This is a genomic window from Exiguobacterium sp. MH3 (genome assembly GCF_000496635.1).
GTDB lineage: Bacteria > Bacillota > Bacilli > Exiguobacteriales > Exiguobacteriaceae > Exiguobacterium_A > Exiguobacterium_A indicum.
The window spans coordinates 502996-518837 of the sequence record NC_022794.1 but is presented as its reverse complement, the minus strand read 5'-3'; the positions used below and the strand labels follow the sequence as shown (position 1 = coordinate 518837).

Sequence of the window (15842 nt, the reverse complement as noted above, 5' to 3'; positions counted from 1 at the left end):
TCTTTACTTCTGTCGTTTCATCGCATCCGCAACGAATTCGACGTCCGTACCAATGATGATTTGAACGCTAGTTGCCCCCATCTTCATGACACCTTTTGCTCCAGCCGCTTTAATCGCTGCTTCGTCAATGATGCTTGGATCTTTGACTTGAAGACGTAAACGTGTCGCACAATTGTCAATCGACGTGACATTTTCTGTTCCTTTTAGTCCCGCAAAGATGCGTGCTGCTTGTTGCTCATATTTATCGTCTGAATCTGTCAAAACGACTCCCGTGTCTGTGACGAGCGATTCATCTTCACGACCTGGTGTCTTCAGATCAAATTTCGTGATCATGAAGTAGAACAGGAAGTAGTAGACGACCGCGAACGCGAGACCAACCGGGATGAGAAGCAATGGTTTTGTGGCAATCCCGAAGTTCAAGGCATAATCAATGAAACCAGCCGAGAAGGAGAAGCCATGTAAAATACCGAGTAAGTTAACGATGGCCATCGATAGACCTGTTAAAACCGCATGAATGACATATAAAACAGGTGATAAGAACATGAACGAGAACTCGATTGGTTCCGTGATACCTGTCAAGAAGGACGTCAATCCAAGACCAATCATCGCTCCAGCAACTGCTTTTCGATTTTCTTTACGCGCAGCCATGACGATCGCAAAAGCTGCAGCCGGTAAGGCGAACATCATGATTGGGAAGAAGCCCGCTTGATAAATCCCAGCTGTCGGATCTCCAGCGAAGAAGCGCGCGATGTCACCGTTCGCGACCGTACCATCTGCTTTTTCATATGAACCGAAGACGAACCAGAAAATATTATTTAAGACGTGGTGTAAGCCGACAGGAATCAAGAGACGGTTAAAGAATCCAAACAGAGCAGCGCCTCCTGCACCAAGACCAACCATCCATTCACCAGCACCGTTGATGCCTTGCTCAATGAACGGCCAGACATAACCAAAGATGAAAGCAAGTACGAGCATGACCGCTGATGTAATGATTGGAACGAAACGACGACCTCCGAAGAACGCCAACCAATCCGGTAACTTAATGTTATAGAACCGATTGTATAGAAGTCCTGCGACGATACCCGCGATGATTCCACCGAATACCGCCATATTAACGGTCGAACCGAGTGTCGCCTGATTCGCGATCGAACCAAGTGTCGCTCCGTCGACCTTAGTCGAGGAATCATTGACGATCGCCGCGATCGCATCATACTTCGCCTGAATCTGTGCGCTGGAATAATCCTTGTTCATCGAGTCGACGCCATTCTTTAAGACGAGATACCCGATGGCCCCGGCAAGACCCGCTGCCCCGCTCGCATCGATCGATAGACCAATCGCGACACCAATGGCAAAGATCAATGGCAGGTTATCAAAAATAGCCCCTCCTGCTGCTACCATCAACGGAATATCTAACATATCCGCTGAACCTAATCGGAGTACGATTCCGGCAGCCGGTAATACTGCGATTGGTAACATCAAGGCTTTACCAATGCGTTGTAGAAACTGCAACATACCTTTCACCCTTTCTTGAATAAACGATAATGACAGAACAATGTAAACGCTTTTACGTTTTTTATTATTCCACATAAACATCTAAATGACTAGACCTTTATACAAATTATTCATTATCTTTTTTTATTGATATAAAAATTCATTATAGCAGACGCTAAAAACCGGACTAGAGTCATTCTCCAGTCCGGTTTTTCTATTTGATTTCAACGGTCTTAGCGGCGATTTGTATCTTCAAAATTTTGTTGGACGTTACCGACTGTTTTCTTCGCCTCGCCTTTTACTTGATCTTTTTTACCTTCGCGCTCTGTCGATTTATCGCCTGTTGCTTTCCCAAGCGCTTCTTTTGCTTTACCCGCTACTTTATCGACGAGACCATCTACTTTTTTATTGAGACCACTGTTGTTTGACATAACCATTACCCCCATTTAAAAGTTTTTTTTGCGATAGTTGTCTGTTCCCTTGTCACTGATTTTCAAACGTTTCCTGTATCAAAACCGACACTTACCTAAACAAAAACAACAGTGAACGTCCTGTCCACTGTTGTTTAATCTAAAGCTATTCTTTTTACTGGGCGACGGAAACACCTAATACTTGTTCAATCCGTTCGAACGCCCAATCCAACTCTTCTTTTGTGATGACGAGCGGTGGTGCAAAACGAATGACTGTCTCATGTGTTTCTTTACAGAGCAAGCCTTTTTCCTTCAACGCTTCGCAATATGGTCGCGCTGCTTCTGTTAATTCAACACCAATGAATAATCCACGTCCACGTACTTCTTTAATCATCGGGTTGTTGATTTGTTTTAATTTCTCCATGAAGTACGTACCGAGTTCGAGTGAACGTTCCGGTAACTTTTCGTCTTCTAATACTTCAAGTGAAGCAATCGAGACGGCACAAGCGAGTGGATTTCCACCGAACGTCGAGCCGTGTGATCCTGGATTGAAGACGGAAAGGACATCTTTATTCGCAGCCACACATGAGATCGGGAATACACCACCACCCAGTGCTTTACCGAGGATATACATATCTGGCGTCACTTCGTCCCAATCAGAGGCGAACCATTTGCCAGAACGGCCGAGTCCAGATTGAATCTCATCCGATACGAGCAGAACATTCTGCGCACGACAAACTTCTTGCGCATCTTTTAAGAAACCATCGTAAGGAATTAAGATGCCTGCTTCGCCTTGAATTGGTTCCAAGATGAATGCCGCTGTATTCTCAGTGATCGCCTGTTTTAATGCCTCAAGATCGCCGTATGGAATCGTCTTGATTCCAGGAAGAAGCGGTCCAAATCCCCGTTGGTATTCTGCTTCCGTTGACATTGAGACGGCTGTCATCGTCCGACCATGGAAGTTTCCTTCACAAACGATGATTTCAGCATCACCTGGGATTTGTTTGACTTCATATGCCCAGCGTCGTGCTGCTTTTACTGCTGTCTCAACAGCTTCCGCACCTGTATTCATCGGTAATACCATGTCTTTACCCGTCAGTTGTGCTACTTTTTCATAGAAAAAGCCCAGTTGATCATTGTGGAAGGCGCGTGACGTCAACGTGATCTTATCCGCCTGTCGTTTTAGAGCCTCGATGATTTTCGGATGACGATGCCCTTGGTTGACAGCTGAGTAAGCGCTCAACATATCCATATAACGACGTCCTTCCGGATCCGTTACGAAGACACCCTCTGCTTCTGAAATGACGATCGGGAGTGGATGGTAGTTATGTGCTCCGAACTGTTCTGTCTGTTGAATGATTTTCTCTGTTTGATTCATCGAGATTCCCCCTTATAGCTCTTTAGAAAACGCTTTCAAAATCATTATAGCAGATTTTCTTGTATAATCTTCATCTAAAAAATGTATAACCTAGAGGATTACGATGCGTAAGAATTGAATATATTGGGAAAAGACAAGACAAGTGAACCGTCATCTCTTTTCATCATAAAGGAGCGTGCGCACGTAATGGATCGTTCGACCATTGATTCCTATGAAGTCGTCATTCAAGAATTCCCTTTACCCGCTTTCATCCTGAATACTGATTTGACCATCCGTTCTTGGAATGAACTAGCCGAAAGCCAGTGGGGCTGGACACAACAAGAAGTCGTGGATCAGACTGTTCCACTTCTTGAACAGGAAGACATGGCATTCAGTCATCAGATTTGGCGTGCCTTCTTGGAACGCCGTCAATCGGTCCAATTACCGAATGCCTCCTTATTGCATAAGACGGGCACTTCTGTAACATCAACTCTCCTTCTGTCTCCTTTACTTGATGATACAGGAACCGTTATTGCCGCTTTTGCTTGCTGTATCCCTTCAGCTGAGCAACAAACGAACATGAAACCACTCTTCCAAGGATTGATGGATTTGCGCTATGCATTCGATCAGATTGCTTCTGTCGCTGTCTTCGATGCACGAGGAACGATCACGTACGCAAATGATCAACTCATCGATGTGACAGGATATTGTTCTGAGATGCTTCTCAACCAACCATGGTCGCTCATCTTAGACCCATCCAGTCCCGTCGTTTCGGAGATTCGTGCACAACTTCGTGAACGAAAAGCCTGGTCTGGTCGCCTTAGCCTCACTTCGCAAACGGGCGAACGAAAACATCTCCAAGCGACATTGATTCCAATTTATGATGCGAACGGCGTTCGTTTTCAGCACCTGTTCATCGGCAACGACATCACGGAAACAACTGCGCTTGAAGAAGAACTTGATTTTTTAGTGCATCATCATGAGATGACGCATTTATTGAATAAACGTGGATTTTTACGCGAAGGAGAAGCCTTATTCCGCTCTGCTGGATCACATGATCCCGTTGCACTCATTTTGTTCGATATCGATCGTTTCAAAGTCATCAATGATTCGTTTGGAACACATGTCGGCGATCAACTTCTTCAAGCAATGGCAACGCGTCTTTTGCAACATACGACAGATATACTTGCTTTTCATCCGACGAGTGATCTGTTTGGTGTCTTGTTACCTGCACCGTCGAGCAATCTACTTTTTCAGTATGCTCGAAAGTTACAACAAGCACTGCAGCGTCCTTATTACATTAACGGTCATTCACTCATCGTTTCTTGTACATTCGGGATCACCGTCTATCCGTCGGAAGCAAAAACACTGGAAGATTTATACCGCCGCTCTGAAACTGCTCTATATGCAGGAAAATCAATTGGTACCGGAACGATTCAGTACTTAACACACGAGATGGACACACAGTTCACACGGAAAATCCAACTCGAACGTTCCCTCTTCACGGCACTCGAAGATCAATCCCTATATCTTGCTTATCAACCAATCATTGAACTTCAGACACAAGCCGTTAAAGGCTTCGAAGCGTTATTACGCTGGAATCACACGGCACTCGGGAGTATTCCACCAGATGAATTCATCCCACTCGCTGAAGAAGCTTCACTGATCACACCAATCAACAACTGGGTCATCATTGAAGCATGTGAACAGCTCGCGAAGTGGCAACAGACGATTAATCCTGAACTGACGATGGCAATCAATATTTCACCGCATCAGTTCCAAAGTGACTCTTTTATTCGAACGTTGCAACATATCGTAACGGAGCGACTCGTTTCACCATCTTCCGTTACGCTGGAGATGACAGAGAATATTGCGATTTTACAGACGCAACGAACGGTCGAACGTATGCACCTCATCAAGTCGTTCGGCTTCCGTTTATCGATCGATGATTTCGGTACCGGTTATTCTTCTTTACAGTATCTCAGTGCTTTTCCAATCGACGAATTAAAAATTGATAAAGTATTCATTGATGGTCTGGCGAAAAATGACCATGCCTTGCTGGATTCCATCATTCAACTTGGTCACAACTTAGAGTTGAATCTTGTCGCTGAAGGTGTTGAGACAGAACACGCGTTAGATTATCTAAAAACAACATCGTGTCAGCATATGCAAGGGTTTATTTTCTCTGAACCTCTATCTGTACAGGATATCGAAAAACGATTCTTAGCACCTTAATCAAAAAAGAAGTCACGGTGGATAACAATCACCGTGACTTCTTTTGCATATCATTTCTTACAACTGAATTTCTCCTACAACCATTCCGTAAACGGCTACTCCTGCTAAGACAACGAGGATCATACTAGCAATCCACTCATAACGTGACATGCCCGTCCGTTGCTGTTCTCGCTCTGCTAACGCGTACGCGAGAATCCCTGGAGCATAGACTAATGCCGCGATGACGATGTACCAGATACCCGACGCATAGACGAGCCAAATCGAATACGCTGATGCGATGACAGAGAAAAGTAACATTTTCTGATTGCGTTCTTCGCGCGATGTCCGAATGCTATACAACGCTGATAATAGGTACGGTAATAACGCACAAATCCCGGCGATACTCGATAAGACAAGATAGGTTTGCGCTGAGAAAAGCGCGATTCCTGCGACGACTTGTGTCGCGATCTGTGTAATCAACAGCGCACCGACTGGAGCTCCTTTTCGATTCGTTTTTGCGAATGCTTTCGGAAACGCACCGTCTTTCGCCACAAGATACGATATTTCTGATGCGAGAATCGTCCATCCGAGAAGTGCGCCAGATAGTGAAATAATCAAACCGATCATGATGATCGTCGCACCGATTGGTCCAATCGCTGCTTCTAATACATACGCCATCGTCGGTTCTTTTAATCCAGCTAGTTGTTCTTGACTAAGCACTCCGAGTGATAGAACAGAAATCAAGATATAGATGACTAACACTCCAACGAGTCCTGTTACCGTCGCTTTTCCGACATCACTTCGATTTTTAGCACGACTCGACAAGACGACTGCCCCTTCAATACCAACGAACGCCCAAAGCGTGACGAGCATCGTTCCTTTTACCTGATCGAAGATCGAACCGAGTTCTGTTCCCTTTCCCCAAATATCTAAATTAAACGTTTTGATATTAAAGGCAATTCCTACTAAAAGGATGAAAATCAAAATCGGAACGAGCTTTGCAATCGTCGTAATCAAATTGACGAGTGTCGCTTCCTTGATTCCGCTTGAGACGAGCCAGAACAATCCCCAAATGACGACCACACTCATCAAAAGGAGGAATATTCGATTTTCTGCTGCGAAAATCGGGAAGAAATAACTAATCGCATTAAACACGAGCGTGATATTCGCAACCGTTCCAATCCACGCCGATACCCAGTATCCCCACGCACTGTTAAAGCCGACAAAACGTCCAAATCCTTCACGCGCATAGGCATAAATGCCGCCTTCGAGCTCTGGTTTACTATTGGCGAGATGCTGGAATACTAACGCGAGCATGATCATTCCGATCCCCGTTATACTCCATCCGATGAGGATAGGTCCTGCACTTGCACTTTGGGCCATTGCACCAGGGAGGTTAAAAGCTCCTCCACCGACCATGGACCCGATGACCATTGCCGCGAGCGCAAAGAAGCCGATTTTTTGCTGATTCATGATGAGACACTTCCTTTTTCCGTATATCTATTACATCTTACGTATATTCATTCGAAAGACACAAAAGTCATTATAACAAATCACCTTCTAAAGTAAAGAAAGGATTTGAGACGAATGAACTGGATTCATGTATTTCAGCTCGAAGACCTTCTAAAACTCCTATTGGCTGCTACACTTGGAATTTTCATCGGATTCGAGCGTGAAATTAAAAATAAACCGGTCGGTATACGCACTAGCCTCGTAATTACCCTCATCAGCTGTCTTTTAACCATTGTCTCTATAAAATCCGTCCTGCTCTATCACGATATGGCGACTCATGTCCAGATGGATCCGATGCGCCTTGTCGCGCAAATCATTACCGGAATCGGATTCATCGGAGCTGGTGTCATCTTACGACGACCACATGATATCGTCAGCGGACTAACAACTGCCGCCATTATATGGAGTGCAAGTGGGATTGGGATTGCTGTCGGTGCCGGATTCATTTGGGAATCGATTTTTCTCGTTCTCTTTCTCTTTTTCCTATTAGAAGGTCTGACTTGGGTGATGCGTCACATCAACAATAGTCGATTTGAAGCGAACGTCCTCGTCGCACATTTACTTCTTCCCGCCGATCTTGATCCATCCGACATCATCTTCGCCCTTGAACAAAAAGGTGTTCGGATTACGAATATACGCATGCGAGGAAATCCAATTCGATTAACATTACGGATGTATTCCCCTCATTCGCTGACCCTATTCCTACTTTATGACTATTTAAAATCACTTGGAATTAAGGATATAGACCTTGATCAGTAAGAATTATCTGAAAATTTATGTTGCATTTTTAATCACTTTCACTTAAATTAACAATATGTTCACATTTTTCTGAAATATTTAAAACTAACTCTCGGGGGGTCATCGTTCCATGAATAAACCATCGAAAATTGCTTTTGCTGGACTATCCAGCATTGCACTACTTGCTGTCGCTGCATGCGGGCAAGGAAATGATGAGAATGCAAGCGGCTCGGATTCGAAAAATAAGAAAAAGGAAGTCACGCTCGTTTCGACGACAGATGTACCTCAGCTCGATCCGACGAAAACGACGGACTCGACTTCCATCATTGTTACGAACAACGTCTTTGAAGGACTTTATCGTCTTGACGGCGATAATAAGCCAACACCTGGAATCGCAGAAAGTGTCGAAGTATCAGACGATAAAAAAACATACACGTTCAAATTGCGTAAAGATGCGAAATGGTCAGATGGATCAGCTGTCACAGCAGATGATTTCATTTATGCTTGGAAACGTGCACTTGATCCAAAGACAGCAGCAGAATACGCGTACATTTTACAAGATTTGAAAAACGCCAATAAAATCATGGCTGGAGACGCTGAACTCGATGAACTCGGTGTCAAGAAAGTCGATGACCAAACACTTGAAGTACAACTCGAAGCTCCTGCTCCTTACTTCCTTGGCTTAACGAGTTTCCCAACGTACTTACCATTAAAGCAATCATTCGTCGAAGATAAAGGCGATAAGTTTGCAACAAGTGTTGATACAATGGTCTTCAACGGACCTTTCGTACTCGATAAGTGGCAAGCGAACGCTGGGTGGACATATAAGAAAAATCCGGATTACTGGGATAAAGCAAGCGTCAAGATGGATCAAATTAACGTTAAAGTCGTCAAAGAGATTTCGACTGGCGTCAACCTCTTTGAATCAAAAGAAGTCGATTTTGCACCGATTACATCGGAGTTCGTCTCACAGTACGAAAAATCAGAGGATTACAAGACTCGTCCAGATGCTCGGATCAACTTCCTTCGCTTTAACCAAAAGAATAAAGCATTGAAAAACAAAAACATTCGTAAAGCACTTGCACTCGGTTTTGAGAAGCAAGGGATTACCGATGTCATCCTAAACGATGGATCAAAACCAGCGAACTTTATCGTTGCGAAGGATTTCACATTTACACCAGATGGCGAAGACTTCCGTACGAAGTATCCGGATCTTCAAAGCTACGATGCAGATGCAGCGAAAAAAGCTTGGGATGCTGGTTTGAAGGAACTTGGTGTCAAAACAGTTGAACTCAGCATGCTCTCACGGGATGAAGATGCTTTCAAGAAAGTCTCTGAGTACTTAAAAGGTGACCTAGAGAAACATCTTCCTGGTTTGACGATCAATATCAAACAACAACCATTCAAAAACTTCCTCGATCTCGAATCGAAGGGTGATTATGACATCTCTGCAGCTGGATGGGGACCTGACTATCAGGATCCAATGACGTTCCTCGACATGTGGTTGACAGGCGGAAGCTTCAACCGGATGGAATACTCGAACAAAAAGTTCGATGATCTCATCAAAGGAGCGAAACAACAAGCCGATGAAGCGAAGCGTTGGTCTGATATGCAAGAAGCTGAAAAAATCTTGCTAACAGATGACTACGCGATTGCGCCGATCTACCAAAAAGGTGAAGCTTACTTGCAACGGACAAACATTGATAAATTATACCGTCACCCATTCGGTGCCGATATGAGCTTTAAATGGATGGAATTAAAATAACCCTTTAGAATATTGATGAACAAGTAGCGGATCTCGTTCCCTACTTGTTTTTTTATTTTCCAACGCGGTTCTCAGAAAACAACAAAGACCCCTTCTGACGGAGCCATCGGGGGTCTTTACTGTGCGATTTGTTTATAAAAAGCAATCTCTTCATCCTGTCCTTCCTCAACTGCTCGGAAGAATTCAGCGAAGTAAGCATAAAGAACGGTGCGTTCCTCATACGTTGGTCGAGCTTGACGAATGACGGAGAATGCAAGATTTCGCAACTGACGTTTTGTTCGTCGATGTGTTGGTAACGCATGGAACTGACGCGTAAATGAACGATAGACATCCGCAATCAAAGCTTCGTGCCCTTCAAAATATGTCTTATCCATAATGATGATCTCCTTTCTAACCTTGTTGTCCTACTGTTTTCTACGAACCTTTTAGATAAAAGTTTCATAGAAAGTGAGATTTCTCACAAATGATATAGACCTTACTATAACAAGCTTTCCAAAATGATTCAACATCCAAACTATTAAGTTTCATCAAGGAATTTTAGCCGTTTTGTAAAGTTCCTTTCTTTGATTTTAGATCATCTATTCCTAACACAAAACGGTCTGAGTCCCGGAAAGAGACTCAGACTCGCGACGGACATCAGTCTGCTTGTACTGAAATATGCTGGAAGTGTTTCACATCGAATAATCCACTGTCGGTCAGCTTTAATTCCGGAATGACCGGTAAGCAAAGGAATGACATCGTCAAATAGGGATTAAAGGAACGATCCGCCTCTAATACATCGAGGGCATCATTCAATGCTTCGAGTGTATCTCCAACTTCTTGGAAGGGACGATTCGTCATCAGTCCAGCGATTTCAAGCGGTAACTCAGCAAGTACCTCTTGCCCATTGACGGCAATGACTCCCCCACCCGCTTGGACGAGACGTTCCGCAGCGAGTTGCATCTCTTCGTCTGATGCGCCAACGATGACGAGGTTGTGCGAATCATGGGCAACAGTCGCCGCAATCGCTCCGCGTTTCATCTTGAAACCTTTGACGATCCCGACTGCCGAGAAGGATGTGCCGTGATGCCGTTCAATGACAGCAATCTTTAAGAGATCCTGCTCCGGTACAGGCACGAAATGTCCGTCTTGAAGCGGAACGTCGAGAACCAGATGTTCCGTGACGATGCTTTTCGGAATGACTCCGATCACATGCGCCCGTGATGATTCAAGTGGAAGGGCAAATACTTCTGGTGTAATCGGTTTTGTATTCAATGCACCTCGTAACGATTCTGGAACATGCGCGCGTCGTACTGTTCGGGTCGTTTTTCCTGCTCGTGCGACACACTCACCTTTAATATAAACCTCGTCAATCACGACGTTATCAGCATCGGATAACAAGACGAAGTCCGCCCGGCGTCCCGGCACGATAGCTCCACGATCGTCCAGACGATAGGCATTCGTCGCATGCAACGATGCCATCGCATACGCTGTTTCGCGTTTAATTCCATGACGAATCGCATAGCGGATATTATAGTCGATCGTACCTTCGCGTAATGTATCATCCAAATGTTTATCGTCCGTACAGAAGAGGAAACGGCTCGCGTTGCTTTCCGTCACAGCATCGAGTACTTCCTTCAAGTTTCGGGCAGCTGATCCTTCCCGCACTTCGACATACAGACCACGACGCGCTCGGGCAATCGCATCTTCTTTACTGACAGATTCATGATCCGTTCGAATTCCGGCGACACCATAAATGTTAATTTCGCGTGGTCCAAGTCCCGCAGCATGACCATCGACCAGTTTTCCTGCGTCTTCGATCTGTTTAATTTTTTGGAGCATATCGCGATCGGCTCGTTCGACCGCTGGATAATCCATGACTTCTCCCAAACCATGGACACCAGGATGATTGACGAATGGTGCAAGTGCCGCCGCATCAAGTGATGCTCCCGCGTGTTCAAACGAAGTCGCCGGTACGCAGCTCGGTAACATCATACGGACATCAAGCGCGAGACCTTCAGCATCGTCTAGCATAAAGGATAATCCTTCTGCTCCTTTGACATTCGCGATCTCATGCGGATCGGCGATAATCGTCGTGACACCTAACGGTAGAATCGCTTGCTCATACTCACTTGGCGGCACCATCGATGATTCAATATGGACATGGGCATCGACGAAACTTGGTGCGATGAAAAGTCTTTCTCCCGAACGATTCTCGATTCCGTCATACCCCTCTCCGACAGCAGCAATATAACCTGAATCAATCGCTACATCTGCTGTATATGTCTCACGTGTCATGACATCAATGACTGAAATATTCTGATAGACGACGGCTGCTTTCTCTTTTTTGGCAGCAATCGCGATCAATCGTTCACGCACTGTTTGTTCCATCCTGTCTCCTCCTGTTGTAAGCGTATTTTTACCATCTTACAATTAGTTTGGAAGCTGTTGCAATTTATTTTTTGTAACGTCAAGATGAAAGAGTATCGATTTAATGTCTGAGGGGGAAAAACGCATGAAATATCGTGTCGGTTCACTTGTTCCAAACATCGATCCATCCGTTTATTTAGCGGACGGATCTAAAGTCATCGGAGAGGTCACGATCGGAAAAGACTCATCTGTCTGGTTCAATACGGTCATACGCGGAGATGAAGGTCCGATTCACATCGGGGAACGCGTCAACATCCAAGACGGTTCGATGATTCATCAGTATGAAGGGTATCCGACTATCATTGAAGATGAAGTGACGATTGGTCATATGGCGATGATTCACGGCGGAATCATTCGAAAAGGAGCGTTAATCGGAATGTCGGCGACGATCCTCGATGAAGCCGAAATCGGAGAAGGAGCATTCGTTGCTGCCGGAAGCCTTGTTCCGCCAAAAATGAAGGTACCTGCCGGCGCGATGGTCATGGGTGTTCCTGCAAAAATCGTCCGGGATATCAGTGACCATGATCGATTCATCATGGAACGAACAGTCCGAAAATACGTGAAACGAGGTCAGCAGTATGCTGACAGTTTTGAAGCTATCACAGAGGATATGACAAGTTTGTGAGAACGTTTACAAAGTTCACAGGTTCTTAATACCTCCCCTCTTCCGTCTTTACAATTCTTTCGTACACTAGAGGTGTAAGAGATGAATCAAGACACAGAGAGGGGATTTTATATGATTCCAGTATACGAAGAACGCATCATGTCTGATTTGTTTTCATCTACGAATAACCCAAGTTACGGTTTGCCGACGTTACCCGAATCGGAAACGGATTGGTTGACAGTCGAGATTCAAACACGTATCGTTAAAGATGCCGAGCACCGCCTTGGAACATTAAACCGAGAGGAAGAACGTGTATGATTCAGCAACGCACTGTTCGCGCTTGGCTCGCTAGTCGCATCAAAAAATAATTTAATCACTTGATTACGTATTTTCCAAAACGATATAGCGCGTCAGCGCGCATACCAAAAGAGCCGAAGCGGATTCCCGCCTCGGCTCTACCTGTTTATTTTGAAATTAATCCTTCTTCGATCAAGAAATCACGCGCGACTTTTTCAGGGCGCTGTTTCTCGACATCTGCTTTGTAATTCAATTCTTGCATCTTCTCATCCGTAATTTTATCTTTTAACGTGTTGAGGACTTTTTTCAGCTCCGGATGTTCTTCAAGTGTTTCTTGACGAACAAGCGGTACCGCATAGTATGGTGGGAAGAACTTTTTATCGTCTTCTAGCACTGTTAAATCGAATTTTTGTAACAAACCATCTGTTGAGAAGCTATCGATGACGTTCGTTCGACCATTTGTCAGTGCTGTATAACGGAGTCCTCCATCGACTGGTTGTACATCTTGGAATTTCATATCTGGATACTTTTTCTTCAAACCAAGATAACCATCTTCACGGTTCGCGAATTCGATTGTTGATCCGAGAATCAAACGATCACTGACTTTTGACATATCTGATACCGTCTTCAAGTCATATTTTTCGATATCTTCTTTCGTCATGGCAAGGGCATACGTATTGTTGAAACCGATTGGGTCAAGGACGTCGACCTGACTTTTTTCCGGAATCATCTTCCCGACTTTTGCATAGACCGTTTCCGGATCCGTCTCGACGTCTTGCTTGAGCACGTCGATCAACAAAGTACCTGTGTACTCGACATACGCGTCGATTTCCCCTTTTTCAAGCGCCCCGTAAGCGACTTTCGTCCCGCCGAGGTTTAATTGACGTTCGACTTCTAAATCCGTTTTATCTTCGATTAAATCCGCTAACATATTTCCGAGAATCAATTGTTCTGTAAAGTTCTTCGATCCGATGACGATCTTATCGTCCTTAAGGAAAGAGTAAGCGACCGATCCACCAATTAATATGAAAACGATACTTGCGATCGCGATCTTGCGTCCAGCTGGCATCGCCTTGCGACGCTTCCGTGCCTTATTCTTGATTCGACCATCTGCAAGTGGAATCCCATTTGGCGCCACGGAGTATTCAATCCGACTGACGACGAAGTCGATGACGAGTGCTAAAATACCGGCTGGGATTGCTCCGGCAAGAATCTGGTTATTATCAACTGTTTGAATACCTGAGAATACGAGGTAACCAAGACCACCGGCACCGATGAATGCTGAGATCGTCATTAAACCAACAGCTGTAACGGCTGAAATTCGAATCCCTGCCATCATGATCGGCAAAGCAAGTGGAATCTGAACCTTACTGAGGATTTGCCGATCCGTTAAACCAATTCCTTTAGCTGCTTCGAGCGTGTCCCCTGGAATGCTCGACAGACCCGTGTACGTATTTTTAACGATTGGCAAGAGTGAATAAAGCACGACCATGATAATCGCTGGTGTCGATCCGATACCAATGAACGGAATCAAGAAACCGAGTAAAGCAAGACTCGGAACAGCTTGCACGACGCTCGTCAGCGCAAGGACAGGCTTCGCGAACTTTTGGTAACGGGTGATCAGAATCCCGATCGGAATCCCGAGAACGACCGCGATGACGACGGCAAAGACCGTCAGCTGTAAGTGCTCTAGCAATAAATCACCGATCTGATCGGTATTATTTTTTACATAATCAAAGAATCCGCTCATTGGACTTCCTCCTCATGAATGAATTGCTCACTCAAGACGGAAAGTAAGCTACTACGTGTGATCAACCCTCTGAGTTTTCCTGTTGCATCCGTTACTGGTAGATAACCAGTCTCTTCCTGATTCATGACTTCAAGAACATCGAGTAATGAATCGTGTTCATTGACGGCGATGATTTCGCCCTCCATCACTTCTTCGATCCGTTGGCTCTTATCCGGAATCGTCTGGATGTTCTTCAACTTAATCAGCCCTTGTAAGACACGGTCACGATCGGTGATCAACAGGCTGTCGACTTTGCGTCCACGCATGATTTCAATTCCCTGCAACAACGTCCGTTTGCCACTGATTGAAACTGGGTCCTCGATCATGATATCTTCTGCCTTGATGAATTCTGGACTACTCCAGATTTTATTTTTTCCGATGAACGATTCGACATATTCATCTTTTGGATGACGCAAGATTTCTTCTGGAGTATCGAACTGGACGATTTCCCCATCACGCATGATACATATCCGATCCGCTAACTTGATCGCTTCATCCATATCATGGGTGACGAAAACGATCGTCTTCTTCACTTCTTCTTGCAAGTTAAAAAGTTCTTCCTGTAGATCGTTACGGGTAACGGGATCGAGTGCACTGAACGGCTCATCCATCAAAATGACTTCAGGATCATTCATTAAAGCTCGTGCGAAACCAACACGCTGTTGCTGCCCACCACTGAGTTCGCTCGGATAACGATCGATGAATTGCTTTGGATCAAGCCCGACCATCGTCAACAATTGTTCTGTCCGTTGATCCATTTCATCGTGATCTTTCCCCTCAAGCCCCGCAATCAATTGAATGTTTTCCCGGACCGTCATGTGAGGGAACAAGCCGGTTTGCTGGATGACATATCCCATATGACGTCTTAATTCAATCGTATCTGTCTTCATGATGTCCTTCCCGTTGACTAAAATCGTACCTGAAGAAGGTTCAATCAATCGATTGATCATCTTAAGTGATGTCGTCTTCCCACAACCACTTGGTCCGATGAAAACAACGAGTTCACCCTTTTGAATCTCGAGCGATAAGCCTTTCAAGACGACATTGTCCTTAAACTGCTTACCGACGTTTTTGAATTCGATCATTCCTTCTCACTCCTTTTTACTATTTCCATATATTATGGTTTCCCAAAAAGATTACGGTTTAAACAAATTTTCTGTAATTTAGTTTTATTTCTTTGCAAAACGGGAATTTCTTAGTTCTTTTTTTAAAATAAAGGGAATACCTTAATAAAGAGTACTTGTAAAGCATGTTTT

General features: G+C 44.6%; 13 protein-coding genes. 5 read left to right on the top strand and 8 right to left on the bottom strand.

Features of this window, described 5'->3' with window-relative positions; genetic code table 11:
- Positions 1-3: 3 nt before the first annotated feature.
- The 3 genes from nagE to U719_RS02590 all read right to left on the bottom strand — a co-directional run bounded on the left by nagE (position 4) and on the right by U719_RS02590 (position 3279).
- A complete protein-coding gene (gene nagE, locus U719_RS02600) occupies positions 4-1512 on the bottom strand; it encodes an N-acetylglucosamine-specific PTS transporter subunit IIBC (RefSeq protein ID WP_023467140.1) in 1509 nt (502 codons plus the stop codon).
- A 212-nt stretch (positions 1513-1724) separates the two neighbouring features.
- Positions 1725-1922, bottom strand: coding sequence for a CsbD family protein (locus U719_RS02595; protein ID WP_023467139.1), 198 nt, complete (start codon positions 1920-1922; stop codon positions 1725-1727).
- 154 nt (positions 1923-2076) lie between these two features.
- The gene (locus U719_RS02590) at positions 2077-3279 is read right to left on the bottom strand and encodes an ornithine--oxo-acid transaminase (RefSeq protein WP_023467138.1); all 1203 of its coding nucleotides are present in this window, start codon (positions 3277-3279) and stop codon (positions 2077-2079) included.
- 186 nt (positions 3280-3465) lie between these two features.
- Between U719_RS02590 and U719_RS02585 the strand changes: the two genes are divergently transcribed.
- A complete protein-coding gene (locus tag U719_RS02585; protein ID WP_023467137.1) occupies positions 3466-5493 on the top strand; it encodes an EAL domain-containing protein in 2028 nt (675 codons plus the stop codon).
- A gap of 57 nt (positions 5494-5550) precedes the next feature.
- Here U719_RS02585 and U719_RS02580 read toward each other — a convergent pair whose 3' ends face one another.
- Complete coding sequence (locus tag U719_RS02580; RefSeq protein ID WP_200864055.1) at positions 5551-6948, bottom strand: basic amino acid/polyamine antiporter; 1398 nt, start codon at positions 6946-6948, stop codon at positions 5551-5553.
- 111 nt (positions 6949-7059) lie between these two features.
- Here U719_RS02580 and U719_RS02575 point away from each other — a divergent pair, with 111 nt between their 5' ends.
- Together U719_RS02575 and U719_RS02570 are read left to right on the top strand one after the other, a co-directional pair.
- The gene (locus U719_RS02575) at positions 7060-7743 is read left to right on the top strand and encodes an MgtC/SapB family protein (protein WP_023467135.1); all 684 of its coding nucleotides are present in this window, start codon (positions 7060-7062) and stop codon (positions 7741-7743) included.
- Between the two features lie 109 nt (positions 7744-7852).
- Positions 7853-9487: a peptide ABC transporter substrate-binding protein gene (locus U719_RS02570; protein ID WP_023467134.1), complete on the top strand. Its 1635-nt coding sequence runs from the start codon at positions 7853-7855 to the stop codon at positions 9485-9487.
- A 116-nt stretch (positions 9488-9603) separates the two neighbouring features.
- Here U719_RS02570 and U719_RS02565 read toward each other — a convergent pair whose 3' ends face one another.
- Positions 9604-9861, bottom strand: a complete 258-nt coding sequence (locus U719_RS02565; RefSeq protein ID WP_023467133.1) for a hypothetical protein — start codon at positions 9859-9861, stop codon at positions 9604-9606.
- Positions 9862-10123: 262 nt separating this feature from the next.
- Complete coding sequence (ade, locus tag U719_RS02560; RefSeq protein ID WP_023467132.1) at positions 10124-11857, bottom strand: adenine deaminase; 1734 nt, start codon at positions 11855-11857, stop codon at positions 10124-10126.
- A gap of 124 nt (positions 11858-11981) precedes the next feature.
- Between ade and U719_RS02555 the strand changes: the two genes are divergently transcribed.
- Positions 11982-12521 (top strand): gamma carbonic anhydrase family protein, encoded by a 540-nt coding sequence (locus U719_RS02555; protein WP_023467131.1) that lies wholly within the window; start codon positions 11982-11984, stop codon positions 12519-12521.
- A 111-nt stretch (positions 12522-12632) separates the two neighbouring features.
- Positions 12633-12818 (top strand): hypothetical protein, encoded by a 186-nt coding sequence (locus tag U719_RS02550; protein WP_023467130.1) that lies wholly within the window; start codon positions 12633-12635, stop codon positions 12816-12818.
- Positions 12819-12963: 145 nt separating this feature from the next.
- On the opposite strand, the gene U719_RS02545 is transcribed toward U719_RS02550, so the two are convergent.
- The gene (locus U719_RS02545) at positions 12964-14547 is read right to left on the bottom strand and encodes a glycine betaine ABC transporter substrate-binding protein (RefSeq protein ID WP_023467129.1); all 1584 of its coding nucleotides are present in this window, start codon (positions 14545-14547) and stop codon (positions 12964-12966) included.
- Entirely contained in the window at positions 14544-15671 is a 1128-nt protein-coding gene (locus U719_RS02540) for an ABC transporter ATP-binding protein (RefSeq protein ID WP_023467128.1), read from the bottom strand. The genes U719_RS02545 and U719_RS02540 overlap by 4 nt, the downstream gene beginning before the upstream one ends.
- Positions 15672-15842 lie beyond the last annotated feature (171 nt).

What these genes read in the sequence shown, in the direction of transcription:
- nagE (WP_023467140.1), bottom strand. Translation starts at nt 1,512, where the DNA reads ATGTTGCAGTTTCTACAACGCATTGGTAAAGCCTTGATGTTACCAATC.
- U719_RS02595 (WP_023467139.1), bottom strand. Translation starts at nt 1,922, where the DNA reads ATGTCAAACAACAGTGGTCTCAATAAAAAAGTAGATGGTCTCGTCGAT.
- U719_RS02590 (WP_023467138.1), bottom strand. Translation starts at nt 3,279, where the DNA reads ATGAATCAAACAGAGAAAATCATTCAACAGACAGAACAGTTCGGAGCA.
- U719_RS02585 (WP_023467137.1), top strand. Translation starts at nt 3,466, where the DNA reads ATGGATCGTTCGACCATTGATTCCTATGAAGTCGTCATTCAAGAATTC.
- U719_RS02575 (WP_023467135.1), top strand. Translation starts at nt 7,060, where the DNA reads ATGAACTGGATTCATGTATTTCAGCTCGAAGACCTTCTAAAACTCCTA.
- U719_RS02570 (WP_023467134.1), top strand. Translation starts at nt 7,853, where the DNA reads ATGAATAAACCATCGAAAATTGCTTTTGCTGGACTATCCAGCATTGCA.
- U719_RS02565 (WP_023467133.1), bottom strand. Translation starts at nt 9,861, where the DNA reads ATGGATAAGACATATTTTGAAGGGCACGAAGCTTTGATTGCGGATGTC.
- ade (WP_023467132.1), bottom strand. Translation starts at nt 11,857, where the DNA reads ATGGAACAAACAGTGCGTGAACGATTGATCGCGATTGCTGCCAAAAAA.
- U719_RS02555 (WP_023467131.1), top strand. Translation starts at nt 11,982, where the DNA reads ATGAAATATCGTGTCGGTTCACTTGTTCCAAACATCGATCCATCCGTT.
- U719_RS02550 (WP_023467130.1), top strand. Translation starts at nt 12,633, where the DNA reads ATGATTCCAGTATACGAAGAACGCATCATGTCTGATTTGTTTTCATCT.
- U719_RS02545 (WP_023467129.1), bottom strand. Translation starts at nt 14,547, where the DNA reads ATGAGCGGATTCTTTGATTATGTAAAAAATAATACCGATCAGATCGGT.
- U719_RS02540 (WP_023467128.1), bottom strand. Translation starts at nt 15,671, where the DNA reads ATGATCGAATTCAAAAACGTCGGTAAGCAGTTTAAGGACAATGTCGTC.